Raw genomic sequence first — 25,017 nt, forward strand, 5'->3', positions numbered from 1 at the left:
TGACGCCGGTAGGGCGTTAGAGCAGGGCAAAGGATATCAGCCATGTCGAAGCCCCAGAACCCCGTGCAAATGGCCGTGATCGGCGCCGCCCACGGCATCAAGGGCGAATTGCGGGTGAAGACTTTCACTGGCGAGCCGATGGCGCTGGCCGATTATGGGCCGCTCTATGCCAAGGACGGCCGCGCCTTCCAGATCATCGACATCAGGCCCGCCAACACCGTCGTGGTGGTGCGCTTCAAGGGCATTGCCGACCGCAACGCCGCCGAGGCGCTGGCCGGAACCGAGCTGTTCGTCGACCGCTCGATGCTGCCCGACGATGGCGAGGAGGACGAATTCTACCACGCCGATCTCGTCGGACTTGAAGTCCGCGACGATAAGGACGCGGTCATCGGCAAGGTGGTGGCGGTGCACAATTTCGGCGGCGGCGACATTCTCGATGTCACGCTTGGCGGGCGCAAAGGCGTGCTGATCCCGTTCACGCAGGCCGCCGTGCCGCAGGTGGTGGTTGCCGAAGGTTTTGTCCGTGTCGATCCGGCGGCGGCCGGGCTGGTCGAGGACGAGGATGGCGAGGCGCCGCGCGAAGAAGACTTCGACGCGAAGGGCCGGCCGCGCGGGCCACGCGACGCCGGGGGCAACCGGTGACGTTCAAGGCTTCGGTGCTGACGCTCTATCCCGAGATGTTTCCGGGCGGGCTAGGCCTGTCGCTGGCCGGACGGGCGCTCGAAGTCGGGACATGGTCGCTGGAAGCTATCCAGATCCGCGACTTCGCCAGCGATCGCCATCACACCGTCGACGACACGCCGGCCGGCGGTGGCGCCGGCATGGTGATGCGCGCCGATGTGCTGGCCAAGGCGATCGACCACACCTCGCCGTCCGGCGATCCGCGGCCAAAATTGCTGATGAGCCCGCGCGGCAAGCCGTTGACTCAGGCGCGGGTGCGCGAGCTGGCCGCCGGGCCGGGCGCCGTCATCGTCTGCGGCCGCTTCGAGGGTGTAGACCAGCGATTGATCGAGGCGCGTGGACTGGAAGAGGTCTCCATCGGCGATTTCATCCTGTCGGGCGGCGAGCCGGCGGCGCTTGTGCTGCTCGACGCCGTTGTGCGGCTGTTGCCCGGCGTCATGGGCAATGCGGTATCAGGCGAGGAAGAAAGTTTCGAGAACGGCCTGCTCGAACATCCGCATTACACGCGGCCACAGGAGTTCGAGGGCAGGCCGATCCCCGACGTGCTGGTCTCCGGCAACCACAAGAAGATCGCCGCCTGGCGGCGTGCGGAGTCCGAGAAGCTGACCAGGGAGCGCCGGCCGGATTTGCTCGCCGCTCAGCCCTTGGCAAAATAGTAGACGGCGAGAAACAGGCCGACGGCGATGACGAAGCCGCGTACTGCGTTTTGCGGCACGCGCTTGGCGATCCAGACGCCGGCATAGCCGCCGAGCGCGCCGCCGGGGATCATGACGATTGCCTGAGGCCAGGCAACAACGCCGCCGGAAACGAAGACCAGTATGGCAACGGCGGCGATGACCACGGCCAGCATGTTCTTCAGCGCGTTCAGCCGGTGATAGTCGCCGGATTGCGTCAGGCCGAGCGTCGCCAGCATCATGACGCCCATGCCGGCGCCGAAGAAGCCGCCATAGATGGCGGTAGCGAACTGCGCCAGCGAACCGGCCAGAGAGCCGACCGTGGCTTCATGCCCAGGCTTCGGCGTTGGTTTCAGCCACGGCCCGGCGGCGAACAAGGCGGTTGCGGCCAGCAGCAGCCACGGCACGAGGGCGCGGAACGACGGATTTGAGAGCGCCAGCAGGATGAGCGCACCAGCCAGCGCGCCCAAAGCCGAGATCAGGCAAAGCAGCAGCGCGCCGCGCCAGAAATGCTTGATGTCGGTCCAGTAAGCCAGCGTCGAGGTGATGTAACCGGGAAACTGCGTTACCGAGGACGTGGCGTTGGCGACGATCGGCGGCAGGCCGGCCAGCGTCATGGCGCCGAAGGTTATGAAGGTGCCGCCGCCGGCAACCGCGTTGACGGCGCCTGACAGAAAACCCGCGAGGAAGAGCAGGACTGCGTCGAAAACAGACATTGTGAGGCCGCCGGACAAGTGTGCTGCTCCCGGATTAGGAAGCTTGAAGGGCCGGCGCAACCCTGCACTGGACGATTGCGTGGTGGCATGCGACCAAAAAAGACAGGGCCAAGGCGTGACAAGTCAGTGAAATAGCTGTATGTGCCCGCCCGTACTGGCGAGAAAAATCTCCCGGACCCGTCAACAATGACGGTGTAGTCGCCCCTGCCCAATGTTTCGAAGACAAGATGTCTCTGGACAAAAGGCATAGCCGAGCGGTCAATGGAACTGCAAGGCGAGTGTCGGACGCTCTGACTGTCGGAAGAACAAGAAGTGGACTATTGAGATGGATATCATCCGTCAGCTCGAGGCCGAACAGGCCGCCAAGATCGAAGCCAAGCGCAAGCTTCCCGAGTTTCAGCCCGGCGACACCGTGCGCGTCCAGGTCCGCGTGACCGAAGGCACCCGCACCCGCGTCCAGGCCTATGAGGGCGTCGTCATCGCCCGCGCCGGCGCCGGCTTCCAGGAAAATTTCACCGTCCGCAAGATCTCCTACGGCGAAGGCGTCGAGCGCGTTTTCCCGGTCTACTCGCCGATGGTCGAAGGCGTCGAGATCGTGCGCCGCGGCAAGGTGCGCCGCGCCAAGCTCTATTATTTGCGCGACCGTCGCGGCAAGTCGGCCCGTATTTCGGAAAACACCGGCGTGCGCGCCCGCAAGCTCAACGATGAGGAACGCGACGCGCTGAACGCCGAGAAGGCCCGCATCGAAGCCGAGAAGGTTGCCGCTGCCCAGGCGCTGGCCGCCGAGACGGCCGCCAAGGAAGCTGCCGAGAAGAAGGCCGTCGACGAAGCCGCCAAGGCCGCCGACGAGGCTGCAAAGGCGGCGGAAGCGACCCCGGCCGAATAAACCTGGTCCAAGGATTTTGAAAAGGCGGCTTCGGCCGCCTTTTTTCGTTTCACCAGACTGTGAACGATTGCCGGCCGAGAGTTTGGCCACGGCTGTTGACTCGAATTATCTTGTACACTAAATAATCGTTTACAAACCAAATGGAGAACTGACATGGCACTCTACACCACACAGGCTCGCGTCACCGGCGGCCGCGCCGGCCACGGCGAGACCAGCGACGGCCTGCTGAAGGTCGACCTCGCTTTGCCGAAGGAGCTCGGCGGACAGGGTGGCGCCACCAATCCCGAGCAGCTGTTCGCGGTCGGCTATGCCGCCTGCTTCGAAAGCGCCATCCGCTTCGTCGCGCGCAAGCAGAAGCTGCCGCTGGACGATGCGGCGGTAAGCGCCACCGTCAGCCTGCTTCCCAATGGTGAAGGCTTCAAACTTGGTGTCGCACTGGCCGCGGAGACCAAAGGCCTTGATCAGGCGGCGGCGGAAGCGCTTGTATCGGCAGCGCATCAGATTTGCCCCTATTCCAATGCGATCAAAGGCAATATCGAGGTGGCGCTTTCGACCGTGGCGCTTCCGGCAAAGGCAGCATGACGACGAAGACCGAAACCAGGGCCAGCGAAGTCCCGGCGGACACCGCCGGGAGGATCGCCGTTCCGCGCCTCGACCAACAGCTCTGCTTCGCGCTCTATTCGGCGAGCGGGCTGATGACCAAGCTCTATCGGCCGCTGCTTGACCCGCTCGGCCTGACCTATCCGCAATATTTGGCGATGCTGGCGCTGTGGCAGCATGCGCCGAGCACGGTCGGCGAACTCGGCGAGGCGCTGGGGCTGGATTCGGCGACATTGACGCCGCTGCTCAAGCGGATGGAAGCGGCTGGTCTCGTCACCCGCCGTCGCGATCCGGCCGACGAGCGCCGCGTGCTGGTCGAACCGACTGCCAAGGGCCAGGCGCTGCGCGCCCGCATCAAGGACGTATCCGCAGGCCTTGCCTGCGCCATGCCGCTGGAAGTCGAGGAGCTGAAGTCGCTGCACCGGACCTTGACCGGATTTGTCGCCAAGCTGCGTGAGGCGACGTCACCATCCTGATCCGTCATCTGACGGGTTCCCGTGTCCAGGAGGGGCCTGGTTTGCCGGCGGCGCAATCACGGAATAAATTCCGACCACGGGGCGTTCTAAAACCGCGTTGGTTGAAGGCATTGGAATCCGCTTTCACCGGACGCTGAGCACCGGACCGGCTTGCAAGCCGTCTGCGGACGGCTAAAGTCGCGCCTGGATTTTCATGCGAGCCCGGCTGCAAGCGGGCTTCTCATCCTGGAGCGTGTCATGACCAAATCGAAGCTGCTGCTGGCCGCCCTCGCGGCCTGTTTCCTCGCGCCCGTCGCTGCATGGGCGGCCGATGCGCTGCCCGATCTCGGCGGCAAGAAGGTCCTGGTGGTGACGGAAAACGCCTATCCGCCGCTGCAGTTCATCGACGCCAAGACCGGCAAGCAGATCGGCTGGGAGTATGACGCGATGGACGAAATCGCCAAGCGGCTGAACTTCAAGGTGGAGTACCAGAACACCTCCTGGGACGCGATGATCCAGGCGGTTTCCGACAACCAGTACAACATTGGCATGACCGGCATCACCATCAAGGACGACCGAAAGGAGAAGGTCGATTTCTCCGACCCCTATATGCGTTCGGAGCAGTTCATGCTGGTGCGCGCCGATGAAAGCCGCTTCACCGACGCCAAGACCTTCGCCGCCTTCAAGGACGGGTTGATCGGCGCGCAGGCCGGAACGACGCCGTTCTACACCGCCGTCTACAGCGTGCTCGACGGCAATGAGCAGAACCCGCGCATCAAGCAGTTCGAGACCTTCGGCGCTTCGGTGCAGGCACTGAAATCCGGCGACGTCGATGTCGTCCTGACCGACGGCACCGCCGGCAAAGGCTATGTCGATGCCTCCGGCGGCAAGCTCAAGCTGATCGGCGGCCCGCTCGGCACCGAGGATTTTGGCTTCATCTTCCCGAAGGGCTCGGATCTGGTGAAGCCGGTCAACGCGGCGATCGCGGCGCTGAAGGCCGACGGCACGATCGAGGCGCTGAACAAGAAGTGGTTTCTCGACTACAAGATGGGGCAGTGATGTCCGACTCCTTACCCTCCCCCTTGTGGGGAGGGTCGATCCGCGAAGCGGAGCGGGGTGGGGGTGCCAGCGCCGGCGCTTTGTCACGACCCCCACCCCGGCTCACCAGCTTTGCGATGCAAAGCTTGTTCGCCGACCCTCCCCACAAGGGGGAGGGTGAAGCGCCCTGATGGCCACGCCCCCCGCTTCGACTCTCAAATCCGATTTCCCCTGGTGGCTTGCCGCCGCGATCGCGCTCGCCGTCGTCGCTGCGCTCTCCATTGCCGCCAGCGATCTCTACGCCCAGGTTTTTGCCACCGTCGCCAAAGGCATCGGCATCACCATTCTTGTCACCGTGGTCGCCTTCGCGCTGGCTTCCGCCACCGGGCTCGGCGTTGCGCTGATGGGGTTGTCGGGGTCGCGTTGGCTCAGGCAGATCGCTCGTTTCTATGTCGAAATCATCCGCGGCGTGCCGATCCTGGTGCTGTTGTTCTGGATCGCCTTCGCCGGCGCGCCGGCCTTCGTGGCTGCGTGGAATGCGCTGACCGCGCCGCTGCAAAACGCCGGCTATCTCGGCGAGCTTTTGGTGCGCGACGTGTCGCTGTTGTGGCGTGCAATCATGGCGCTGACCATCGGTTATTCCGCCTTCATCTCCGAGGTTTTTCGCGCGGGCATCCAGTCGGTCGAGAAAGGCCAGATCGAGGCTGCCAAGGCGCTCGGGCTGACGCGCACGCAGCGCTTCCGGCTGATCGTCTTCCCACAGGCGATCCGCACCATCCTGCCGCCGCTCGGCAATGACTTCGTCGCCATGGTCAAGGATTCCTCGCTGGTCTCGGTGCTCGGCGTCGCCGACATCACGCAGATGGGCAAGATCTACGCCGCCGGCTCGTTCCGCTTCTTCGAGACCTATACGATCGTCGCCTATATCTATCTCATCCTCACCGTCAGCCTGTCGCTGGCGCTGCGGGGGCTGGAGCAACGACTGCGGCGGGCGCAGCAGGAATAGAAGTCCGACGCGGGCACGGCTACGATCGCGGAGGACAGGATTCCGGAGGATGCAGGCGATGACGATCGACAAGGCCAATGCGGCGCTGGGTACCGTCTATTCGGCCGACACGCCGGAAGGGCTGGCCAAGGCCTATGCAGACTGGGCCGCGACCTATGACGGCGAGACCGCTTCGCTCGGCTATCTGCTGCCGTTCCTGATCACCGCCTGGGTGGCGCGCCATGTGAAGGTGGGTGAAGGCCCGCTGCTCGACGCCGGCTGCGGCACCGGCCTGTCGGGCCCGTCATTGAAGGCGCTGGGTTATCACGACATTGCCGGGCTCGACCTCTCCGACGACATGCTGAAGATCGCCGGCAGCCGCAATGCCTATGGCGATCTGAAGCAGGCAATGCTCGGCGGGCCGCTGCCCTGGCCAGACGGGCATTTCCGCGCCTTCTTCTCGACTGGCGTGTTCACCATCAGCCATGCGCCGGCGTCCGGCCTGCACGAGCTTGTCCGCATCACCAGGAAAGGCGGCCACGCTATCTTCACCGTGCGCGACCAGGTGTTCGACAGCGGTGGCTTCCAGGCCGTGTTCGACGGGTTGGAACGGGCCGGGAAATGGCAGCCGGTCGAGCAAAGCCCATGGTTCCGCTGCTATGCGATCGCCGAGGCGGACGCGCTGGTGAAGACTTTCGTATTCGAGGTGGTTTGAGCGCCGCCCTCTTCGCCTTCTCCCACAACAAGGGGAGAAGGGAAAACACGCCGCAATTGCCGAAAAGCCAAAACATTGGTATGAGCCACGCCATGGAAGAGCTTTTTGGCGATCCGGCCTATAAGGGTTTCGTGCTGCAGGACAGAAAACGCCTGCCGTCGCGTTTCTCTTCGCGCATTTCCGGCGCGCTCACCAGCCGACTTAGCTAAGCCGCTTTCGCTGGGCCGAAGGCTTCGGCGCGTCTGCCCTTCCCCTTTTTGCAAATCGACGGATTTACGCACATGAGCGCACCGCGCACCCTCTACGACAAGATTTTCGACGACCATGTCGTCGACCGCCAGGATGATGGCACCTGTCTGCTCTACATCGACCGCCATCTCGTCCATGAAGTGACCAGCCCGCAGGCCTTCGAAGGTCTGCGCATGACCGGCAGAAAAGTCCGGCATCCGGAAAAGACGCTGGCCGTGGTCGATCACAATGTCTCGACCTCGCCCGAGCGCAAGTTCGGCATCAAGAACGAGGAAAGCCGCATCCAGGTCGAGGCCTTGGCCAAGAACGCTAGGGATTTCGGCGTCGAATATTACTCCGAAAACGATATCCGCCAGGGCATCGTCCACATCATCGGGCCGGAGCAGGGCTTCACGCTGCCTGGCATGACGATCGTCTGCGGCGACAGCCACACCTCGACGCATGGCGCCTTCGGCGCATTGGCACATGGCATCGGCACCTCCGAGGTCGAGCATGTGCTGGCGACCCAGACGCTGATCCAGCGCAAGGCCAAGAACATGCTGGTGCGCGTCGACGGCGTGCTGCCGGAAGGCGTCACCGCCAAGGACATTATCCTCGCCATCATCGGCGAGATCGGCACTGCCGGCGGCACCGGCTATGTCATCGAATATGCCGGCGAGGCGATCCGCGCGCTGTCGATGGAAGGCCGCATGACGATCTGCAACATGTCGATCGAGGGCGGCGCGCGCGCCGGCCTGATCGCGGCCGACGAAACCACCTTCGCCTATGTCAAAGACAAGCCGCGCGCGCCGAAGGGCGCGTCGTGGGACGCCGCGCTCGAATACTGGAAGACGCTGCAGTCCGACGAGGGCGCGCATTTCGACAAGGTGATCGTGCTCGACGCGGCCAAGCTGCCGCCGATCGTCTCCTGGGGTTCCTCGCCCGAGGACGTCGTTTCGGTGCAGGGCGTCGTTCCCGATCCGGAAGAGATCACGGACGAGAACAAGCGGACGTCAAAGATCCGCGCGCTCGACTATATGGGGCTGACGCCGGGCACGAAGATCACCGACATCACGCTCGACCGCGTCTTCATCGGCTCCTGCACCAATGGCCGCATCGAGGATCTGCGTGCGGTGGCCAAGGTGGTCGAAGGCAAGACGGTGAGTGCGCATGTCGATGCGATGATCGTGCCGGGCTCCGGTCTGGTCAAGGAACAGGCGGAGGCCGAGGGTCTCGACAAGATCTTCATTGCCGCCGGTTTCGACTGGCGCGAGCCGGGCTGCTCGATGTGCCTGGCCATGAACGACGACCGGCTGAAGCCGCATGAGCGCTGCGCCTCGACCTCGAACCGCAATTTCGAGGGCCGGCAAGGCTTCAAGGGCCGCACCCATCTGGTGTCGCCGGCGATGGCGGCGGCGGCGGCGATCGCCGGCCATTTCGTCGACATCCGCGACTGGAAATAGCGCAGACTGTTTCAAGCCTGATCTGAGCTTATGCAAACCCCGAACGGCAAAACCGTTCGGGGTTTTGTTTAATGCGCGCCGCTCTAAGACCCTTGGGGTATATGCCCTAGCCGGCACGCCGGATGATTTCATGAAATTCCTCCCGGCTGCCGGGTTCGTCGGCCGCGACCACCAGCGCCAGTTCGCGCTCGTCGAAGATCTTGAACCACTCGTCCCATTCGACCAGCTCGTAGCCGCCTGCGTTGACCGGGCGTTCAGGTTGATCCTGGTCCTGATAGGCGTGCTGGCCGAAGACGAGCCTCAGCAACGGCTGCGTTCCGGTTTCGGGCGATACATCGACGATCGCCGGAAATCCGGCGCGCCCTGCGGCCCATGAGCGAATTGCTTCGTGGTCGGTCAGCGTGATCGTGTCGGCCATGAATAACTTCTCCTTGATTGCTGTCACGAAACGCCTGCCTCAGGTCCCGGTTCCGTGCAGCAGCTTCATCAGTGGCGACTTGCATATTCGTCCCGGCTTAACCGCTTGTTGGGGCTTGCGCTCTAAGGTCTTCCCTGACGTCAAGCGGGGAAGTCACCGTCCTTTGGACACCGGCCTGTTCATAGCGCTGCTCAATCCGACGATCGCGCTGGCGCTCGGCGCGGCGTTCCTCGTGCTATGGTTCTATCAGCGCCACCGGCCCTATCTGGCTGTGCTCGGCACGAGCTATTGCGTGTCCGCGCCCGGCTTCCTGCTGCAGTATTTCACGCTGCCCGGCGGCATGGTGCTGACCAAGCTGGTCTCCAACCTCTGCTTCACGCTTGCCGCCTGTTGCCTCGTCGGTGCGATCATCTCACGCTACGGCAGGCGCGTGCCCTATATCGCGATCGGCATTCTGGCGGGTGGCGGGATGGTGGCATTCTGCTGGTTCCTGTTCGTCCAGCCGGACTTGACTTGGCGCATCCTGTCGATCAATTTCGGCTTTGGCGGCCTCAGCCTGCTGGTCGCCGCCGAGCTGCGCGCCGTGCGCAAGAACGGCCCGACGGAAAAAATCCTGTTCGTACTGTCGCTGCTGTCCGGGCTGAACTTTATCGGCCGCACGCTGCTCGTCGTCATCTCGCACGGGCCGTTCACCAGCTATGACGGGTTTTATGGCTCGTCCTACTGGACGACGGCGCTTTTGTCGCACGCGCTGCTGTCGTTGCTGATCGCGCTCTGCCTGTTCTCGGCAGCTGCGCTCGACGTGATGAAGGCGCTGAAGACCGAGACGCACACCGATCCCCTGTCTGGCCTGCTCAACCGCAGGGGTTTCGAGGAGCGCGCCTTGCTGGTGCTGCAACACTGCGCCGCCGCCAAGGTGCCGGTCGCGCTGGTGCTGGCCGATCTCGATCACTTCAAGGCGCTCAACGACAAATACGGACATGCCGCGGGCGACCAGGTGATCGCCGACTTCGCCGCCAAGCTTCGCGCGGCCGCCGGCACGCGTGCGGTTGCCGGCCGCATCGGCGGCGAGGAGTTCGCTGTGCTTCTGTCGCTGAGCGATCTTGCCACGGCGCGGCTGTTTGCCGAAGCCGTGCGCACGCACTATTCGGCCGGCAGTGTCGACGGGTTGCCGCCGGGCACCAGGGTGACCGCGAGCTTCGGCGTCGCGGCGCGCACCGGCGACGAAGGGCTGGAGCCGCTGAGGCGGCGCGCCGACGAAGCGCTCTACAAGGCCAAGAAGAACGGCCGCGACAGCGTGCGGCTTTCCTATGAGCGGGCCGAAACGGTGTTCATCCCGGATACAGGCAGCGTCGGTTAGCGTCTCGCTTAAACGGCCTCTCGGCCGTGCCGGATCATCAGCGGCAAGGGCTGAGGTTGGGCATTTCGCCGTCGGAGAGGCCGTACATATAGGAGCGGCCCTTCACGAACACCGGCGGCTGGTAGCAGCCACGCCTGGAGATGTGATCCGCCTCGTCTTCATAAAGGACTTCCGGTCCCGCTTCCGGCTGCCCGGCGCTGGTGTAGTCGGACAATTTCTTGGCCAGCCTGCCTTGGCCGACAATGATGCGCTTGTAGCCGGCGGCGCTGTCGATGACGAGATTGCCCAGGGAATCGGCATAGACGCGGTCATGATGGCGCGACCAGGCCATTGCCGGGGCGGCGAAGCCGAGACTGGCTGTCGCCAGCACAAGCGCCGCAAGGCGCGCTCTTCCTGAATTCGAAAGCATGGTGTCCTCTCTGCTGTGGACCCGATCGAATCGGAAATTAACCTTTTCTTAACCTTTGTTAAGAGGGCAGGCGCATCCGGCGGCGATCTCTCGCCAAACATGGTTAATATCCGACGGGATGGAAAACCCGGGCGTCATCATTCGGCCATGCTTGCCCGCACCATCGGCCGCGACGCACACAACTACGCTGACGTTGGGTGAGCTTGATCTTGGTGGAACATCGCGGCTAGTTAGCCGCGCAGGAGGACAGCATATGGCGTTACGCCGGACGTTTCGGGTGACGCTGTTGTCGATCCCCTTGCTGACTGCCGCAGCCTGCGTGCCGCAGAACGGCGCGCCGACGGCGGTGAATACCGTACCACCCACTGTCGCGCCCGCGCCGGCTCAGCAGTCCGCCGCACCTGTGGCGCCCCCGGCTTCCGCAACGGCTCCGACAGCACCTGCCGCACCTTCAGCCAAGATCGTCACCGATCTTACCGCGCCGCGGTCTGCTGTCGGCACGGCAACTTACAGATGCGGCAATGGCGGCATGATCACCATCCAGAACCTCGGCACGGCGTTGCGTGTTGTCAGGCCCGATGGCACGACCGAGGAGTTTGCCGCATCACCCGCCAACCAGTCCAGCCGCTACCAGGAAGCCGCGTCGCATGACGCAATCGTGATCGACGCGCGCGAGGCGCTGGTGATGAAGAGGGGCTCGACACCACAGACCTGCAAACGATAGCCTGGCGTCGATTGCAAAGGAAATGCCGCACTGCAGCGAACGGTGCGCCGGCTTTCGACGGTGGCCAAATCGATTGAAGCGAAACAGCAGCCTTTTGTCAGACTAAATGACGTTTTCAAAACGATTTTCCGGCTTTGACGCGGTGCAAAAAGAGCATTAGAAACCGGCTGTCTGAAGTCATATATCGAGGCGGTAAGTGCCGCTTTCCACCGCGGCTCCGGACATCGAACTGGGGCAGCCATGAGCAAATCACCAGCCACCCGAACCGCCAGACGTGAACGGCCGCTCTCGCCGCACCTGACGATTTACCGCCCACCGATCACCATGACGATGTCGATCATTCACCGCATCACTGGCGGGGCGCTGTATTTCGGCACGCTGCTGGTCGCCGCGTGGCTGATGGCGGCGGCGAGTTCGCAAGGCGCTTTCGATTGGATCAACTGGGCCTTCGGCACCTGGCTCGGCCGGCTCATCCTGTTCGGCTACACCTGGGCGCTGATGCACCACATGCTGGGCGGCGTGCGCCATCTCGTCTGGGACACCGGCGCCGGGCTGGAGAAACACACGGCATCGAAGATCGCCTGGGCGACGCTCGCCGGTTCCATCCTGCTCACGCTGCTGATCTGGGTCGCCGGCTACATGGCGCGGGGAACCTTGTGATGAGCGGCAAGAACAACAACGATATGCGCACGCCGCTGGCCAAGGTCCGCGGTCTGGGCTCGGCCCGCGAAGGCACCGGGCATTTCTGGCGACAGCGGCTGACGGCCATTGCCAACATCCCGCTGATACTGTTCTTCGTCGGGTTCCTGATCGCGCTCAATGGCGCCGGCTTCGCCGAGGTGCGGGCGGCGCTCGCCAGTCCGTTCGTGGCGCTGGTGTTGGCGCTGGTGCTCGTTTCCGGTCTCACCCATATGCGTGTCGGCATGCAGGTCATTATCGAGGATTACGTGCATGCCGAAGGCATGAAGCTGGCGCTGATCGCACTCAGCACGTTTTTCACCATCGCGGTCGGCGTCGCCTCGATCTTCGCCCTGCTCAAACTGGCATTCGGAGGCTGATTTGGCCAAGGACGCGAAATCGGCCACCGGCTATACCTTTGTCGACCACAAGTTCGACGTGGTGGTCGTCGGCGCCGGCGGCGCCGGCCTGCGCGCCACGCTCGGCATGGCCGAGCAGGGCCTGCGCACGGCCTGCATCACCAAAGTGTTCCCGACCCGCTCGCACACGGTGGCGGCACAAGGCGGCATTGCCGCGTCGCTGTCCAACATGGGTCCGGACTCCTGGCAGTGGCACATGTACGACACCGTCAAGGGTTCGGACTGGCTGGGCGACGTCGACGCCATGGAATATCTGGTGCGCGAGGCACCGGCGGCGGTCTACGAGCTCGAGCATTACGGCGTGCCGTTCTCGCGCACCGAAGAGGGCAAGATCTACCAGCGGCCGTTCGGCGGACACATGATGAATTATGGCGACGGCCCGCCGGTGCAGCGCACCTGTGCTGCCGCCGACCGCACCGGTCACGCCATCCTGCACACGCTCTACGGCCAGTCGCTGAAGAACAATGCACAGTTCTTCATCGAGTATTTTGCGCTCGACCTGATCATGGAACCGGACGGCACCTGCACCGGCGTCGTCGCCTGGAACCTCGACGACGGCACTATCCATCGCTTCTCCGCCAAGATGGTGGTGCTGGCGACCGGCGGATATGGCCGCGCCTATTTCTCGGCGACGTCGGCGCACACCTGTACAGGCGACGGCGGCGGCATGGCGGCACGGGCCGGCTTCCCGTTGCAGGATATGGAGTTCGTGCAGTTTCATCCGACCGGCATCTACGGCGCCGGCTGCCTGATCACCGAAGGCGCGCGCGGCGAGGGCGGCTATCTCGTCAATTCCGAGGGCGAGCGCTTCATGGAGCGCTACGCGCCGTCGGCCAAGGACCTGGCCTCGCGCGACGTCGTCTCGCGTTGCATGACGCTGGAGATCCGCGAAGGCCGCGGGGTCGGCAAGAACAAGGACCATATCTTCCTGCATCTCGACCATCTCGATCCGGCCGTGCTGCATGAGCGGCTGCCGGGCATTTCGGAATCGGCCAGGATTTTCGCCGGCGTCGACCTGACCAAGGAGCCGATCCCCGTGCTGCCGACGGTGCACTACAATATGGGCGGCGTGCCGACCAATTACTGGGGCGAGGTGCTGAACCCGACTGTCGAGAATCCTGACCGGGTGTCACCCGGGCTGATGGCGGTCGGCGAGGCCGGCTGTGCCTCCGTGCACGGCGCCAACCGGCTGGGCTCGAACTCGCTGATCGATCTGGTGGTGTTCGGCCGCGCCGCCGCAATCCGCGCCGGCCAGGTCATCGACCGCAATTCGGCGATCCCTTCGCCCAACGAAGCCTCGGTCGAAAACATCATGGACCGCTTCGACCGGCTGCGCCACGCCAATGGCTCGACGCCAACCGCCGTTCTGCGTGAGAAAATGCAGAAGGCGATGCAGGAAGACGCCGCCGTGTTCCGCACACAGGAGTCGCTCGAAAACGGCTGCAAGCGCATTTCACAGATATGGACCGAGCTCAAGGACCTGAAAGTCTCCGACCGCTCGATGATCTGGAATTCCGACCTGGTCGAGACGCTGGAGCTGGAAAATCTGATGGCCAACGCCATCACCACGGTCTACGGCGCCGAGGCGCGCAAGGAGAGCCGCGGCGCGCATGCGCGCGAAGATTTTTCGGCCCGAGACGACATTATCTGGCGCAAGCATACGCTGGCCCGGCTAAGCGAGGACGGCCAGGTGAGCCTCAGCTATCGTCCCGTGCACACCGAGCCGCTGGTGGCGGAAAAGGACGGCGGCATCAGTCTTGCCAAGATCGCGCCGAAGGCCAGGGTATACTGACCATGGTGCCGAAGCCCGTCATCCGAAAGGATCTGAGGTAATGGTCGAACTCACGCTTCCCAAGAACTCCAAGGTGCAGCCGGGCAAGACCTGGCCGAAGCCGGAGGGCGCCACCAACCTCAGGGAATACCGCATCTACCGCTGGTCGCCCGACGATGACGAGAACCCGCGCATCGACACCTATTTCGTCGACATGGACGATTGCGGGCCGATGGTGCTCGACGCGCTGCTCTGGATCAAGAACAAGATCGATCCGACGCTTGCCTTGCGCCGCTCATGCCGCGAAGGCATTTGCGGCTCCTGCGCCATGAACATCGATGGCTCCAACACGCTGGCCTGCACCAAGGGCTGCGACGACATTTCCGGCGCCGTCAAGGTCTACCCGCTGCCGCATATGCAGGTGGTCAAGGATCTGGTGCCCGACCTCACCAATTTCTACGCCCAGCACGCCTCGATCCAGCCATGGCTGAAGACAGTGTCGCCAGAGCCGGCCAAGGAATGGCTGCAGAGCCATGAGGATCGCGAAAAGCTCGACGGGCTCTACGAGTGCATCCTGTGCGCCTGCTGCTCGACCTCGTGCCCGAGCTATTGGTGGAACGGCGACCGCTATCTCGGCCCGGCGACGTTGCTGCAGGCCTATCGCTGGCTGATCGACAGCCGCGACGAAGCCACGGGCGAACGGCTCGACGATCTCGAAGACCCGTTCCGGCTCTACCGCTGCCACACCATCATGAACTGCGCCCAGACCTGCCCGAAGGGGCTCAACCCGGCCAAGGCGATTGCCGAGATCAAGAAGATGATGGTGGAGCGGCGGGTTTAGTTGAGGCGAGTTCGCTCGCGGCAATCTCGAACGCGGCGATCCTTCGCGCGCCCCTCTGTCCTGCCGGACATCTCCCCCACGGGTGGGGAGATATCCGGTAGGACAGAGAGGTGGGCGCTGTCTCGCCGGCGCTAGAAAGGATACTCAACCCAATGAGCGAAGAGCTTCCAATCCTTAATCCGATCGAAGTCCGTGTGCTCGGCTGCCTGATCGAGAAGAAGGAGCTGACGCCGGATGTCTATCCGCTGACGCTGAATGCAGCACTTGCAGCCGCCAACCAGAAGACGGCGCGCGAGCCTGTGATGGCGCTCGAGCCGACAGAGGTGCATCGGACGCTGAAGCTGCTCGAGCAGAAGGGGCTGGTGCGTCAGATGTTCGGCTCGCGCGTCGAGCGCTATGAGCATCAGATGGCGCAGCGCTTCTCGCTGACGAGGCCGCAGACTGCGGTGATCGGCCTGCTTTTGCTGCGCGGGCCGCAGACGGCGCATGAGTTGCTGGCGCGAGCTGAGCGCATGGCGCGGTTTTCGTCGATCGAAGACCTGCGCGCTGAACTCGACATGCTGATCGGCCGCCGACCGCCGCTGATCCAGGAAATACCGCGCGGGCCAGGCCAGCGCGAGGACCGCTACGTGCATCTGCTCGCAGGACCGGTGGACGTCGCGGCGTTATCGGTGCAGCGGAGCGCGCCGGCCTTGCCTGCTTCCGACCTGGAAGCGAGATTGGAGGCTCTGGAGCAGGAAGTCGCAGCCCTTCGCGCCCGGCTTGATGCGCTGGGCGCCTAATAGTTATCCGAGACGTTGGTGGGACAGCACCCCCCTCTGGCCTGCCGGCCATCTCCCCCTCAAGTGGGGAGATCAGATGTCACGCCGGCCTTCGCCAATCACGAACGTCGAAAGAAAGTGCCAGCTACCGAGCTTCCAATCTCCCCGGGAGATGCCCGGCAGGGCAGAGGGGGGCGCGAAGAATCGCTACCCCGGGCAAAATCGGCGGATCACCCCAGCTTCGCGTCGAGCGACACTGCGATGGCCCCCAGTGCCTTCGAAACCGGGCACTCCGCCTTGGCCTTCTCGGCCAGTTCCTTGAACTTCGCCGCATCAATGCCCGGCACCTTGCCGATCAGGGTGATGGCGCTGCCGGTGATGCCGGTGCCGGGCACCAGCGTCACCACCGCCTTGGCGTCGAGCTCGGTGGCGGGCGTGCCGTTCTCGGCCAGGAAATGCGACAGCTGCATGGCGTAGCAGCCGGCGTGTGCCGCCGCGATCAACTCTTCGGGATTGGTGCCGGATTTGCCGCTCTCGTCCTCGAAGCGAGCCTTGAACGAATAGGGCGTGCCTTTCAAAGTGCCGCTCTGGCTGTCGAGCGTGCCCGTGCCCTCCTTCAGATTGCCTTTCCAGACGGCGTTTGCGGTACGGTCCATAGAATTCTCCTTGATTACAGCGACAGCGCCGGCCACGCGGCGTTCCCTCCAACTATAGCGCGGCGGCCGGGGAAGACCACCGCGCTGTTTCGGCCGGATGCGACGCCGGCGTGCCCTGCAAATTCTTCTGAAAAAATGTGCGTGCAAAAATGTCGACTTGCATCGGCGCCGGCCGTCCTGCGAGCGTCCACGGATTCTCGTGGCGGATGGAGATCCAAGATGAACAATCTGTTTTCTGCCCATTGGAACGACGCCGACAAAAGCGCGCGTCTACACGAGATCGAGTGCTCGCGACCTTCCGGCTTCGGCCGGCTGCTTGCTGCGGTCGCCGTGATCGGCATTGCGGTCTGCGTGCTCGACCACGCTGCTGCCGGCAAGGATGCCGCCGGCGCCGTGATCACCTATGCTTCGTCACAGCAAGGGAGCTGGAAATGAAATATGTCTGTCTGGTCTACGGCGAGGAAAAGGACCTCCATGCCATGACGCCTGAGCGTTTGGCCAAGCTCGACGCCGATTCGATGGCCTATGACCGGTCATTGGACCAGCAAGGCAAGCTGATCATCGCGCAGGCGCTGCAATCGGTGAAGACGTCGAAGACGGTGCGGCGGCGCCAAGGCAAGCGGCTGATCACTGACGGTCCGTTTGCCGAAACCAAGGAGCAGTTGCTTGGTTTCGTCATGATCGAAGCCGACACTCTCGACAAGGCGCTGGAGATCGCCGGCAAAATTCCGCTGGCTGAAATCGGCACCGTCGAAGTCAGGGCGATCTACGACGTGCCGGGGTCATAGGCGGCGGCGACGTCATGCAGGCCGGCGGATCATATCCGCCGCCTTCTCGGCGATCATCACCACTGGCGAGGCGGTGTTGCCGGAGACGATGCGCGGCATGATCGACGCGTCGATGATCCGCAGCCCCTCGATACCGGTCACGCGCAGGTCCGGGCTGACGACGGCGCGGCCGTCGACACCCATCCTACAGGTGCCGACCGGGTGGAAGATGGTCGTCGCGATCGAGCCGATCTGGTGCAGCAGGTCCTCGTCCGACTGGTGGGCGAGACCAGGCAGGATTTCTTCCGGATGGAAGCCGGCAAGAGCCTTGGCGGTCATGATGCTGCGCGCCTGGCGCACCGAACGCAGCGCGATCTCGCGGTCGCGCGCCGTAGAGAGGTAGTTCAGCCGGATCTCCGGCTGCACGGCCAGCTCGCGCGTCGTAGCGTGCACCGAGCCGACGCTCTCGGGCCGCAGATTGCAGACCGACATGGTGATTGCCGGGAACGGGTGCAGCGGGTCGCCCAGCCGGTCGGTAGACAAGGGCTGGACGTGGTACTCCAGGTCCGGCGTCGCCATCGACGGATCGGATTTCGAGAACATGCCGAACTGGCTCGGCGCCATCGACATCGGTCCCGAGCGGCCAAAGGCATATTGCAGCGCGATCTTCGCCTTGCCGCTCAGGCTGTTGGCTAGCGTGTTGAGCGTCAGCGCCGACGACACTTTGTAGACAGTGCGGATCTGCAGATGGTCCTGAAGGTTCTCGCCGACATCGGGGCTGGCGTGAACCACATCGATGCCGAGCGCGGCGAGGCGATCCGGCTCGCCGACCCCGGAAAGCTCCAGCAGTTTCGGCGTGTTGATCGAGCCGGCGGTCAGCAGCACCTCGCTGGCCTTTGCCTCGATGGCTTGGCCGCCGGCGCGGTAGCGGACGCCGATAGCACGCTTGCCCTCGAACAGCACCGTCTCTACATGCGCGTTGACGACCAGCCTGAGGTTGGGCCGCCGCAGCGCAGGGCGCAGGAATGCTTTGGCCGTGTTCCAGCGCACGCCCTTGCTCTGGTTTACTTCGAAGAAACCCGACCCCTCATTGTCGCCGTCATTGAAATCCTCGCGCGGCATGATGCCGAATTCCTTGGCCGCCTCCTGCACCGTGTTCAGGATCGGCCAGGCCAGGCGTTGCCGCGCCACTTTCCATTCGCCGCCGGAGCCATGCAGCTTGGTCTTGCCGCCATGATGGTCCTCGGATTTGAGGAAGTAGGGCAGCACATCGTCCCAGCCCCAGCCGACATTGCCCATCTGCCGCCAGCCATCGTAGTCCGCCGCCTGGCCGCGCATGTAGATCATGCCGTTGACCGAGGTGCAGCCGCCCAGCACCTTGCCGCGGGGATAGACCAGCGAGCGGCCGTTCAGGCCGGCTTCGGGGGCAGTCTTCATCATCCAGTCGGTGCGCGGATTGCCGATGCAATAGAGATAGCCGACCGGGATATGCACCCAGTGATAATTGTCGCTGCCGCCGGCCTCAAGCAGCAGCACGCGCGTCGCCGGGTTTTCGCTCAGCCGATTGGCCAGCACGCAGCCCGCCGTGCCTGCGCCGACGATGATGTAGTCGTAGTCGCCATCGAGCCGTTGGGTCATTGCGGTGGTTTACTCGGCGGTGTTCTACTCGGTTCTGCCGCCTGTTCGGCCCAGAACGATCGCAGCGTATCGGCAAGGCCGCAATAGGCGCGATAACGCCTGTTGTAATGGTCCTGCATGGCCGGGTTCGGACGGTAGGTGGCGCTTGACCGGGCCATGGCGTCAACGCCGGCCTCGTAGTCGGCGAACAGGCCGGCCGCGACCCCGGCGCCGATTGCCGCGCCAAGCGCGCCGGTCTCGCGCGCTTCGGGGACGGTGATCGGCACGCCAAGCCCGTCGGCGAAGATCTGCGGCCAGTGTTCGCTGCGCGAGCCGCCGCCGGATAGCACGGCTCTGTCGAAGCCGACGCCGGCTTTTTTCAAGACTTCGATGTGGCGCCTATGCTCGAACATCACGCCCTCGAACAGCGCGCGCAGCATATGGCCTTCCTTGTGCCAGCCGGCAAGGCCGTAGAAGCCGGCGCGGTATTCCGCCCCTTGCCCCGACCCGTAGAGAAACGGGTGGAACATCGGATCGTCCCAGGCCGGCGTCACCGCGCCGACAGCCGCATTGCAGTGGCCGAACGGATCGTCATGATGGGCACCGCGCTCGACGAATTCGCGTACATACCATTCGAGATTGGCGGCCGATGTCGCGCTGGATTCGATGTTGACGAAGCGGCCGGGACCGAAGCGCGCCACCATGAAAACATCTGGGTCGACGACCGGCGCGGTGGAGAAGACCTGATTGACCGACCAGGTGCCGGCGATAACAGAGGCTTCGCCGGGGCGCACGACGCCCGCCCCCATGGCGCTGGCGACGACGTCGAAATAGCCTGCGATGACCGGCATGCCTTCCGCCAGTCCGGTCTCTTCAGCCGCTTGCGCGGTGACCGCGCCGGCGATGTCGGCGCTGTCGAGCAACCGAGGCAGCTTGGCCTGCGCATCCTCGATGCCATAGAGCGCGAGAAGCTCGGAATCATAGACGCCTTCGGGCATGCGCACGAGGCCGCAGCCGGACATGTCGGAGACATCGCTGACGCGCTCGCCCGTCAAGCGGAAAGTGATGAAATCCTTGCACAGCATCGCTGTGCCGGCCGCGGCATAAAGGTCGGGCGCATGCTGCTTGACCCAGGCCAGCAAGGTCGGCGTCTGCGCCGGCCATGGCTTTTGCAAGCAGATGGCGTGCAGCGCTTCGGCATTTCGCGCCGCCAAGGCCGCCGCCATGCCGGCGGCGCGGGTGTCGAGCGACTGGATGCCGATCAGCGGTTCGCCGGCACGGTCGACCAGATAAAGGCCGTTGCCATGGCCGGCGCAACCGATGGCGGCGATTCCGCGGGCATCGATGCCGGCCTGCGCGATGCAGGCGCGGATAGCGTCGCGCGCATCGGCCCACATGCCGCCGAGGTCGCGCTCGACATAGCCCGGCTGCGGCGTGTGCGAACGGCCGGCGACCGCATGCATGGCGAGCTGCCGTCCGGTATGATCGAACAGCACCGCCTTGATGATGGTGTTGCCGGCGTCGAGGCCGAGCAGATAGGCGGCTTGATCAGCCATTGTTGTAGATGTCCCAAGCCTCTTCGCCGCCGGCGTCGTTGTGGATCATCGCCATCAACGCACTCACTACCGCCTTCGGATTGGCATGCTGATAGATGTTGCGGCCATAGACCAGCCCCTTGGCGCCTTGCCTGAGCAGGGCTGACGATTTTGCCAGCACCGTCTTGAGATCGTCCTTGCCGCCGCCACGCACCAGCACCGGCACGCGTGCCGCCTCGACGACGCGGTGGAAATCTTCCGCGTGCTCGGTCGGGTCGGCCTTGATGATGTCGGCGCCCATTTCGGCGGCGAAACGCACCAGCGTCACGATCTTTTCCGCATCGCCGTCGACCTGGTAGCCGCCCCTGATATCGTTGGGCAGCATGACCAGCGGCTCGATCATCAACGGCATGCCGTAGCGATGGCAGGCGGCGCGGACCTTGCTGATGTTTTCGACGCATTGGCGAAACAGTTCCGGCTCGTCGGGCAGCATGAACAGATTGACGACGACGCAGGCGGCATCCATTTCCAGCGCGCCGATGATCGGCTCGTCATGGTTCTGCAGCATCGACCACATCACCCGGTGGCGCTGTGCATTGTAAGGGTTGCCCATGTCGATGCGCATGACCAGCGCCGGCTTGCGCTTGTCCGGTCGCGATTGCAGCAGATCGGCCTGGCCATAGGCGAGCTGCAGCGCATCGGGCCCTGCCGCGATCAGCGTGTCGATGACACGTGGCATGTCCTCCAGGCCGATGAGAAACCCCGGTTCATTGCAGACGCCGTGATCGAGCGCCACGTCGAGGCAATTGCCGTTGGTGAACATCCGGTTCATCCGGGCCTTGGCGCTGACTTTCATGTTCTGCTCCTGGGATCGTGCGTTGCTCGAGCATCTCTTGCGAGACGCCATGATAGGTGCCGAGTTCGACAACCAGGCTTTTTACCGCGTCGCCCCGATAGCGGCGGTTCCAGCTGCGTTCGGCAGCCAGTGCATCGGCGATGCGCTCGATCATCGCCATCGAAATGTCGCCGCAAATGGCAAGCGAGGTGCGACGCAGGACAAGGTCTGACAGGCTGGTCACGAACTCATGCCTGATGAGGTAGACGATCTCGGCAGCCGTGGTCTCGGTCCTGTCGTCGAGCCTGATATCGTCGGGACGTCCGAGGCAGAACAGGATGATGTCGCGCGCGCCGCTGCCGTAGTGATCGACGAGATACGCGGCGCGGTCGGTGCTGATCGCGAACTCACCGGCGAGATCGGCTGCCATCGATGCCGGATCTGCGGGGAAACCGAGGCCGCCGCCTATCGGCAGCGCCAGCGTGCCGCGAATGCGCTCGCGGCCAAGCTCGGCCAGCACTTCGTCGGCCGCCTGTTCGGCGAAGGCGCGGAAGGTCGTCCACTTGCCGCCGATCATGCAGAACTGCGGGATGCCGCCGGCTATGCGATGCACGGAATGGCCGCGCGATATCCTGCCGGTGAAGGCATGGTCGCTCTTCGGCAGCGGCCGGATGCCGCTATAGGTGAAGACGACGTCGGCGGCACGGACCGGAATGGACGGGAATACCAACCGCGCCGCCGCCAATATGTAGTCGGTCTCGGCCGGTTCGCAGCGCACGCGCCCGGCTTCGCTGACGCGGATATCCGTCGAGCCGACCAGCACCTTGCCGAGATAGGGAAACATGATGCAGACGCGACCGTCGGCATTCTCGAAGAAAATCATGTGACCGCCGAGCGCACGGTAGAGCGGCTCGTTGTCGAGGATGAGGTGCGAGCCCTTGGTGCCCTCGACCAGGGGCGACGCGGGCTTTTCGGAGGCGTCGAGCCGGGCGATCGCCGAATCGAGCCAGGCGCCAGTTGCGTTGACGATCGCCTTGGCGGTCACGGTGAAGCGTTCACCACCCACCGTATCGGTGAGCTCGAAGGAGGAGCCCGCGCTCGCGATCTCGGCGCGATTGAGCGCGAGGCTGTCGGGCGCCAGGCGTGCGGTATCGAGCAGCAATTCGATGCCGAGCCGTTCGGGGTAGCTGATCCAGGCGTCGTAATAGGTAGCGGAAAAGCGCAGTTTGGGATCGAGCGCCGGCCATTGCGCGAAGGTCGCCCTGGCGCCACGGAAACTGTGGCGCGGCAGCACCCGGCGCTTGCGCGTCGTCCAGTCGTAGAGCGCGAGGCCTGCCTTGATCGCCAGCGCGCCACGGCTGGAAGGCGTTTCCGAAAAGCCGAGAAAGCCTGCCGCGCCGTTCATCAGCCCGGAGAAGACGGAGCGGATCGGAATTGTCGTCGGCAGCGGCCGCACCATATGCGGCGCATTGGCCAGCAGCGCGTCGCGTTCGCGCAGCGATTCCTGCACCAGGCCGAACTCGCCATTCTCGAGATAGCGCAGGCCGCCATGGATCATGCGCGAGGGTGCCGCACTGCAGCCCGAACAGAAATCGTTGCGTTCGACCAGCAGAACTCGGAGACCCTGCAGCGCCAGTTCGCGGAAAACGCCGATGCCGTTTATGCCGCCGCCCATGACAACGACATCGAACGCGCCGTTGCGGCGGATCGTGTCGAGGATGACGGTTCTCTGATCAGGCATGGCTTTGCCGGGCAAGGTTGGGCCGTTCTGCCGTCCGGTGGACGGCAGCTCAACTTGGTTCGGGTTACTGGTGGCGGTCAGGCGTCGAGATTGGTCAGATGGCGGCTGGCGGCCTCACTGATCTGGTTGATCTCCTGTCCCGACAATTTGATGCGGCCGGCCTGCGCGTTTTCCCTGGCTTGCTGCGGGCTGCGCGCGCCGCAGAGTGAGAAGGTGATGCCGGGCTGCTGCAGCGTCCAGGCGATGACCACCTGCGCCTCGCTGGCGCCGTGCGCCTCGGCACTCGGCCTGATCGCTTCCATCAGCGCTGCCACCTTGCGGCGGTTGGGCTGCGAGAAGCGCGGATTGTCCTTGCGCTGGTCGTCGCCGGTAAAGACGCGGTCGGGACCGATCTTCCCCGAGAGCAGACCGAGCGCCAGGGAGGAATAGCTGAGCACCGACACGTTGTTCCCGGCGCAGAAGGGCAAGAGATCCTGTTCCATGTCACGCGCAACCATGCTGTATTCCTGCTGGACCGCATCGAGCTGGTCGGCCGCGAGATAGGCCTTCACATCGGCGACGCTGACATTGCTGGCGCCGATGGAGCGGATCTTGCCCTGGGTCTTGAGGCGGTCGAGCGCTTCCATCGTTTCAGTGACCGGCGTGGTCGGATCCTGCCAGTGGGTGATGTAGTGGTCGATATGGTCGGTGCCGAGGCGGCGCAGGCTCTGCTCGACTTCGTAGACGACAGAGTCGGCACCGAGATAGCGATGCACCGGCGCGCCGTCATAGTCGAAGAAGTGGTTGCCCTTCTTGGTATGCCAGACCAGCCCAAGCTTGGTGGCAAGGACGACCTTGTCACGGCGACCCTTTATCGCCTTGCCGACGATTTCCTCGGACAGCCCCTTGCCGTAGGCCGGCGCGGTGTCGATCAGCGAAACGCCTTCGTCGATCGAGGCGCGGATGGTGTCGATCGACTGCGCCTCGTCGGTGCCGCCCCACATCCAGCCGCCAATGGCCCAGGTGCCAAGGCCGATTGCGGAGGCGGATATTCCCGACGCGCCAATGGTGCGCGTCAACATTTCAGGCGACATTGCGTATGCTCCCCGCATTGCTCAGGACTGCATTGGCCGTCTCTTCGTCGACGACCAGTGATTTGAGATAGTTGCCGCGAAGCGCTGCGCGGATCGGCCAGACCTTTTCGGCGCCGCTAGCGACGCCCATCACCGACCGGCAACGACCGAGCTCCGAAGGCGCCAGCGCCACCAGGCGGTCGTTGGGCGGATAGTCGGCCAGCGTGCCGTCGTCGCGGATCAGATGCGCAAGGAACTCGCCGACTGCGCCGCTGGCGGCGAGTTTTTCGCGGTCGGGATCGAGGCCCGGGTGGAGGTCGTAATAGCTCGACCCCGGCGTCTGGATCGAGCCGACGCCGACCAGCGCGATCGCCGCCTTGCGCGCCAGATCGAAGATTTCGCGCACCGAGGCCATGTCCAGCAGGAGATCGCGCTGCTCGCGGCTTTCGGCAAAGAGCGGCGCATGCAAGAGCATGCTGGTGCCGCCGAGGCGTTCGGCCAGCCGCGTCGCCAGATGGTTGACGTCGGTATAGTGCTTGCCCTGGACGCCGCCGGTCAGCGGCACGACGGTGACGTCGAAGGCGCGCTCGGGCTGCAGGTTTTCGACCAGCGCGCTGATCGCCTTGCCGCCGGTAATGGCGATGACGTCGCCGTCGCGCAAAGTCTCGAGCAACTGGTTGGCCGCCGCGCGCCCCACCTGCTGCAGCGTGCTGTCGGGACTGCCGGCCACGGTCGGCGTCACGATCGCGGCTGCCAGTTGCGCGACCTCGATCAGCTGCTTTTCGATGTCGACGAGGCGCTGGAACGGGCTCTCGACCGCGATCCTCAGCATGCCGAGCTTGCGCCCTTGCGCGATCAGCCGATTGACTTTCGACGCCGAAAGGTTGAGCGCCGCCGCAATGTCGTTCTGCTTCATGCCGTCGACGAAGTGCAGCACCAGAACGGTGTGGATCTGCCGGATCGCCTCGAAATCTTCCCTGCCGTCCGCCATC

General features: G+C 64.2%; 28 protein-coding genes. 18 read left to right on the forward strand and 10 right to left on the reverse strand.

The genetic code is table 11. The features are described 5' to 3' along the window. Positions 1 to 42 precede the first annotated feature (42 nt). The gene (rimM, locus tag NKJ75_RS29195; RefSeq protein WP_352500506.1) at positions 43 to 642 is read left to right on the forward strand and encodes a ribosome maturation factor RimM; all 600 of its coding nucleotides are present in this window, start codon (positions 43 to 45) and stop codon (positions 640 to 642) included. Continuing rightward, positions 639 to 1,337: a tRNA (guanosine(37)-N1)-methyltransferase TrmD gene (gene trmD / locus NKJ75_RS29200; protein ID WP_352500507.1), complete on the forward strand. Its 699-nt coding sequence runs from the start codon at positions 639 to 641 to the stop codon at positions 1,335 to 1,337. Before rimM ends, trmD begins: the two co-directional genes overlap by 4 nt. Here the strand turns inward: trmD and NKJ75_RS29205 are convergent. Next, positions 1,319 to 2,071: a sulfite exporter TauE/SafE family protein gene (locus tag NKJ75_RS29205; RefSeq protein ID WP_023683874.1), complete on the reverse strand. Its 753-nt coding sequence runs from the start codon at positions 2,069 to 2,071 to the stop codon at positions 1,319 to 1,321. The two genes, trmD and NKJ75_RS29205, sit on opposite strands and share 19 nt — an antisense overlap. Before the next feature lie 325 nt (positions 2,072 to 2,396). On the opposite strand from NKJ75_RS29205, the gene rplS reads away from it, so the two are divergent. The 7 genes from rplS to leuC all read left to right on the forward strand — a co-directional run bounded on the left by rplS (position 2,397) and on the right by leuC (position 8,441). Continuing rightward, positions 2,397 to 2,957, forward strand: coding sequence for a 50S ribosomal protein L19 (gene rplS / locus NKJ75_RS29210; protein ID WP_023687704.1), 561 nt, complete (start codon positions 2,397 to 2,399; stop codon positions 2,955 to 2,957). Positions 2,958 to 3,110: 153 nt separating this feature from the next. Further along, positions 3,111 to 3,539, forward strand: coding sequence for an organic hydroperoxide resistance protein (locus NKJ75_RS29215; protein ID WP_023694503.1), 429 nt, complete (start codon positions 3,111 to 3,113; stop codon positions 3,537 to 3,539). Beyond that, on the forward strand, positions 3,536 to 4,033 hold the full coding sequence (locus NKJ75_RS29220; RefSeq protein WP_023683877.1) for a MarR family winged helix-turn-helix transcriptional regulator: 498 nt from the start codon (positions 3,536 to 3,538) through the stop codon (positions 4,031 to 4,033). Before NKJ75_RS29215 ends, NKJ75_RS29220 begins: the two co-directional genes overlap by 4 nt. Before the next feature lie 237 nt (positions 4,034 to 4,270). Further along, positions 4,271 to 5,071 carry a transporter substrate-binding domain-containing protein gene (locus NKJ75_RS29225; RefSeq protein ID WP_352500508.1) on the forward strand — a complete coding sequence of 267 codons (801 nt, stop codon included), beginning with the start codon at positions 4,271 to 4,273 and terminating at the stop codon, positions 5,069 to 5,071. A gap of 169 nt (positions 5,072 to 5,240) precedes the next feature. Beyond that, entirely contained in the window at positions 5,241 to 6,056 is an 816-nt protein-coding gene (locus NKJ75_RS29230) for an amino acid ABC transporter permease (protein WP_023745410.1), read from the forward strand. A 58-nt stretch (positions 6,057 to 6,114) separates the two neighbouring features. After that, positions 6,115 to 6,750 (forward strand): class I SAM-dependent DNA methyltransferase, encoded by a 636-nt coding sequence (locus NKJ75_RS29235; protein WP_023745409.1) that lies wholly within the window; start codon positions 6,115 to 6,117, stop codon positions 6,748 to 6,750. A gap of 281 nt (positions 6,751 to 7,031) precedes the next feature. Next, positions 7,032 to 8,441, forward strand: a complete 1,410-nt coding sequence (gene leuC, locus NKJ75_RS29240; RefSeq protein WP_023683880.1) for a 3-isopropylmalate dehydratase large subunit — start codon at positions 7,032 to 7,034, stop codon at positions 8,439 to 8,441. 106 nt (positions 8,442 to 8,547) lie between these two features. Here leuC and NKJ75_RS29245 read toward each other — a convergent pair whose 3' ends face one another. After that, a complete protein-coding gene (locus tag NKJ75_RS29245; RefSeq protein ID WP_023670517.1) occupies positions 8,548 to 8,859 on the reverse strand; it encodes a hypothetical protein in 312 nt (103 codons plus the stop codon). A 163-nt stretch (positions 8,860 to 9,022) separates the two neighbouring features. Here NKJ75_RS29245 and NKJ75_RS29250 point away from each other — a divergent pair, with 163 nt between their 5' ends. Continuing rightward, positions 9,023 to 10,219 (forward strand): GGDEF domain-containing protein, encoded by a 1,197-nt coding sequence (locus tag NKJ75_RS29250; RefSeq protein WP_023715865.1) that lies wholly within the window; start codon positions 9,023 to 9,025, stop codon positions 10,217 to 10,219. Positions 10,220 to 10,256: 37 nt separating this feature from the next. On the opposite strand, the gene NKJ75_RS29255 is transcribed toward NKJ75_RS29250, so the two are convergent. Beyond that, positions 10,257 to 10,628 carry a hypothetical protein gene (locus NKJ75_RS29255; RefSeq protein WP_023726052.1) on the reverse strand — a complete coding sequence of 124 codons (372 nt, stop codon included), beginning with the start codon at positions 10,626 to 10,628 and terminating at the stop codon, positions 10,257 to 10,259. A 253-nt stretch (positions 10,629 to 10,881) separates the two neighbouring features. Between NKJ75_RS29255 and NKJ75_RS29260 the strand changes: the two genes are divergently transcribed. From NKJ75_RS29260 to NKJ75_RS29285, 6 genes are all read left to right on the forward strand, one after another. Further along, positions 10,882 to 11,352 carry a hypothetical protein gene (locus tag NKJ75_RS29260; protein ID WP_023687710.1) on the forward strand — a complete coding sequence of 157 codons (471 nt, stop codon included), beginning with the start codon at positions 10,882 to 10,884 and terminating at the stop codon, positions 11,350 to 11,352. A 240-nt stretch (positions 11,353 to 11,592) separates the two neighbouring features. After that, positions 11,593 to 12,012 carry a succinate dehydrogenase, cytochrome b556 subunit gene (sdhC, locus tag NKJ75_RS29265; RefSeq protein ID WP_023683884.1) on the forward strand — a complete coding sequence of 140 codons (420 nt, stop codon included), beginning with the start codon at positions 11,593 to 11,595 and terminating at the stop codon, positions 12,010 to 12,012. Continuing rightward, the gene (sdhD, locus tag NKJ75_RS29270) at positions 12,012 to 12,410 is read left to right on the forward strand and encodes a succinate dehydrogenase, hydrophobic membrane anchor protein (RefSeq protein ID WP_352500509.1); all 399 of its coding nucleotides are present in this window, start codon (positions 12,012 to 12,014) and stop codon (positions 12,408 to 12,410) included. The genes sdhC and sdhD overlap by 1 nt, the downstream gene beginning before the upstream one ends. Before the next feature lies 1 nt (position 12,411). Then, the gene (gene sdhA, locus NKJ75_RS29275; protein WP_023687711.1) at positions 12,412 to 14,241 is read left to right on the forward strand and encodes a succinate dehydrogenase flavoprotein subunit; all 1,830 of its coding nucleotides are present in this window, start codon (positions 12,412 to 12,414) and stop codon (positions 14,239 to 14,241) included. A 40-nt stretch (positions 14,242 to 14,281) separates the two neighbouring features. Then, positions 14,282 to 15,061 (forward strand): succinate dehydrogenase iron-sulfur subunit, encoded by a 780-nt coding sequence (locus NKJ75_RS29280; RefSeq protein ID WP_023670510.1) that lies wholly within the window; start codon positions 14,282 to 14,284, stop codon positions 15,059 to 15,061. Between the two features lie 152 nt (positions 15,062 to 15,213). After that, positions 15,214 to 15,843, forward strand: a complete 630-nt coding sequence (locus NKJ75_RS29285) for a YceH family protein (RefSeq protein WP_023683887.1) — start codon at positions 15,214 to 15,216, stop codon at positions 15,841 to 15,843. A gap of 209 nt (positions 15,844 to 16,052) precedes the next feature. Here NKJ75_RS29285 and NKJ75_RS29290 read toward each other — a convergent pair whose 3' ends face one another. Then, entirely contained in the window at positions 16,053 to 16,478 is a 426-nt protein-coding gene (locus tag NKJ75_RS29290; RefSeq protein WP_023807689.1) for an OsmC family protein, read from the reverse strand. 219 nt (positions 16,479 to 16,697) lie between these two features. On the opposite strand from NKJ75_RS29290, the gene NKJ75_RS29295 reads away from it, so the two are divergent. Both NKJ75_RS29295 and NKJ75_RS29300 read left to right on the forward strand, forming a co-directional pair. Next, positions 16,698 to 16,913: a hypothetical protein gene (locus NKJ75_RS29295; protein ID WP_352500510.1), complete on the forward strand. Its 216-nt coding sequence runs from the start codon at positions 16,698 to 16,700 to the stop codon at positions 16,911 to 16,913. Further along, a complete protein-coding gene (locus tag NKJ75_RS29300) occupies positions 16,910 to 17,266 on the forward strand; it encodes a YciI family protein (protein WP_023698373.1) in 357 nt (118 codons plus the stop codon). Before NKJ75_RS29295 ends, NKJ75_RS29300 begins: the two co-directional genes overlap by 4 nt. 12 nt (positions 17,267 to 17,278) lie before the next feature. Here the strand turns inward: NKJ75_RS29300 and NKJ75_RS29305 are convergent, their stop codons facing one another. The 6 genes from NKJ75_RS29305 to NKJ75_RS29330 form a co-directional block, all read right to left on the reverse strand. Beyond that, entirely contained in the window at positions 17,279 to 18,883 is a 1,605-nt protein-coding gene (locus NKJ75_RS29305; protein ID WP_023818316.1) for a GMC family oxidoreductase, read from the reverse strand. Continuing rightward, on the reverse strand, positions 18,880 to 20,418 hold the full coding sequence (locus NKJ75_RS29310) for an FGGY-family carbohydrate kinase (RefSeq protein ID WP_352500511.1): 1,539 nt from the start codon (positions 20,416 to 20,418) through the stop codon (positions 18,880 to 18,882). The genes NKJ75_RS29305 and NKJ75_RS29310 overlap by 4 nt, the downstream gene beginning before the upstream one ends. Next, a complete protein-coding gene (locus NKJ75_RS29315; protein ID WP_352500512.1) occupies positions 20,411 to 21,253 on the reverse strand; it encodes a class I fructose-bisphosphate aldolase in 843 nt (280 codons plus the stop codon). The genes NKJ75_RS29310 and NKJ75_RS29315 overlap by 8 nt, the downstream gene beginning before the upstream one ends. Then, complete coding sequence (locus tag NKJ75_RS29320; RefSeq protein ID WP_352500513.1) at positions 21,165 to 22,973, reverse strand: glycerol-3-phosphate dehydrogenase/oxidase; 1,809 nt, start codon at positions 22,971 to 22,973, stop codon at positions 21,165 to 21,167. Before NKJ75_RS29320 ends, NKJ75_RS29315 begins: the two co-directional genes overlap by 89 nt. A gap of 77 nt (positions 22,974 to 23,050) precedes the next feature. Continuing rightward, the gene (locus tag NKJ75_RS29325; RefSeq protein WP_352500514.1) at positions 23,051 to 24,046 is read right to left on the reverse strand and encodes an aldo/keto reductase; all 996 of its coding nucleotides are present in this window, start codon (positions 24,044 to 24,046) and stop codon (positions 23,051 to 23,053) included. Further along, entirely contained in the window at positions 24,036 to 25,016 is a 981-nt protein-coding gene (locus NKJ75_RS29330; RefSeq protein ID WP_023736785.1) for a sugar-binding transcriptional regulator, read from the reverse strand. Before NKJ75_RS29330 ends, NKJ75_RS29325 begins: the two co-directional genes overlap by 11 nt. Position 25,017: the final 1 nt, after the last annotated feature.

Origin of the sequence: Mesorhizobium sp. M0058 (assembly GCF_040323095.1) — a bacterium.
Taxonomy (GTDB): domain Bacteria; phylum Pseudomonadota; class Alphaproteobacteria; order Rhizobiales; family Rhizobiaceae; genus Mesorhizobium.

Coding starts and splice junctions, on each gene's coding strand:
- NKJ75_RS29285 (WP_023683887.1), top strand. CDS start 15,214: ATGAGCGAAGAGCTTCCAATCCTTAATCCGATCGAAGTCCGTGTGCTC.
- NKJ75_RS29220 (WP_023683877.1), top strand. CDS start 3,536: ATGACGACGAAGACCGAAACCAGGGCCAGCGAAGTCCCGGCGGACACC.
- leuC (WP_023683880.1), top strand. CDS start 7,032: ATGAGCGCACCGCGCACCCTCTACGACAAGATTTTCGACGACCATGTC.
- NKJ75_RS29260 (WP_023687710.1), top strand. CDS start 10,882: ATGGCGTTACGCCGGACGTTTCGGGTGACGCTGTTGTCGATCCCCTTG.
- NKJ75_RS29255 (WP_023726052.1), bottom strand. CDS start 10,628: ATGCTTTCGAATTCAGGAAGAGCGCGCCTTGCGGCGCTTGTGCTGGCG.
- NKJ75_RS29205 (WP_023683874.1), bottom strand. CDS start 2,071: ATGTCTGTTTTCGACGCAGTCCTGCTCTTCCTCGCGGGTTTTCTGTCA.
- rimM (WP_352500506.1), top strand. CDS start 43: ATGTCGAAGCCCCAGAACCCCGTGCAAATGGCCGTGATCGGCGCCGCC.
- NKJ75_RS29290 (WP_023807689.1), bottom strand. CDS start 16,478: ATGGACCGTACCGCAAACGCCGTCTGGAAAGGCAATCTGAAGGAGGGC.
- NKJ75_RS29310 (WP_352500511.1), bottom strand. CDS start 20,418: ATGGCTGATCAAGCCGCCTATCTGCTCGGCCTCGACGCCGGCAACACC.
- NKJ75_RS29230 (WP_023745410.1), top strand. CDS start 5,241: ATGGCCACGCCCCCCGCTTCGACTCTCAAATCCGATTTCCCCTGGTGG.
- NKJ75_RS29320 (WP_352500513.1), bottom strand. CDS start 22,973: ATGCCTGATCAGAGAACCGTCATCCTCGACACGATCCGCCGCAACGGC.
- rplS (WP_023687704.1), top strand. CDS start 2,397: ATGGATATCATCCGTCAGCTCGAGGCCGAACAGGCCGCCAAGATCGAA.
- NKJ75_RS29305 (WP_023818316.1), bottom strand. CDS start 18,883: ATGACCCAACGGCTCGATGGCGACTACGACTACATCATCGTCGGCGCA.
- NKJ75_RS29280 (WP_023670510.1), top strand. CDS start 14,282: ATGGTCGAACTCACGCTTCCCAAGAACTCCAAGGTGCAGCCGGGCAAG.
- NKJ75_RS29295 (WP_352500510.1), top strand. CDS start 16,698: ATGAACAATCTGTTTTCTGCCCATTGGAACGACGCCGACAAAAGCGCG.
- NKJ75_RS29300 (WP_023698373.1), top strand. CDS start 16,910: ATGAAATATGTCTGTCTGGTCTACGGCGAGGAAAAGGACCTCCATGCC.
- NKJ75_RS29225 (WP_352500508.1), top strand. CDS start 4,271: ATGACCAAATCGAAGCTGCTGCTGGCCGCCCTCGCGGCCTGTTTCCTC.
- NKJ75_RS29215 (WP_023694503.1), top strand. CDS start 3,111: ATGGCACTCTACACCACACAGGCTCGCGTCACCGGCGGCCGCGCCGGC.
- NKJ75_RS29235 (WP_023745409.1), top strand. CDS start 6,115: ATGACGATCGACAAGGCCAATGCGGCGCTGGGTACCGTCTATTCGGCC.
- sdhD (WP_352500509.1), top strand. CDS start 12,012: ATGAGCGGCAAGAACAACAACGATATGCGCACGCCGCTGGCCAAGGTC.
- NKJ75_RS29330 (WP_023736785.1), bottom strand. CDS start 25,016: ATGGCGGACGGCAGGGAAGATTTCGAGGCGATCCGGCAGATCCACACC.
- NKJ75_RS29315 (WP_352500512.1), bottom strand. CDS start 21,253: ATGAAAGTCAGCGCCAAGGCCCGGATGAACCGGATGTTCACCAACGGC.
- NKJ75_RS29325 (WP_352500514.1), bottom strand. CDS start 24,046: ATGTCGCCTGAAATGTTGACGCGCACCATTGGCGCGTCGGGAATATCC.
- sdhC (WP_023683884.1), top strand. CDS start 11,593: ATGAGCAAATCACCAGCCACCCGAACCGCCAGACGTGAACGGCCGCTC.
- NKJ75_RS29245 (WP_023670517.1), bottom strand. CDS start 8,859: ATGGCCGACACGATCACGCTGACCGACCACGAAGCAATTCGCTCATGG.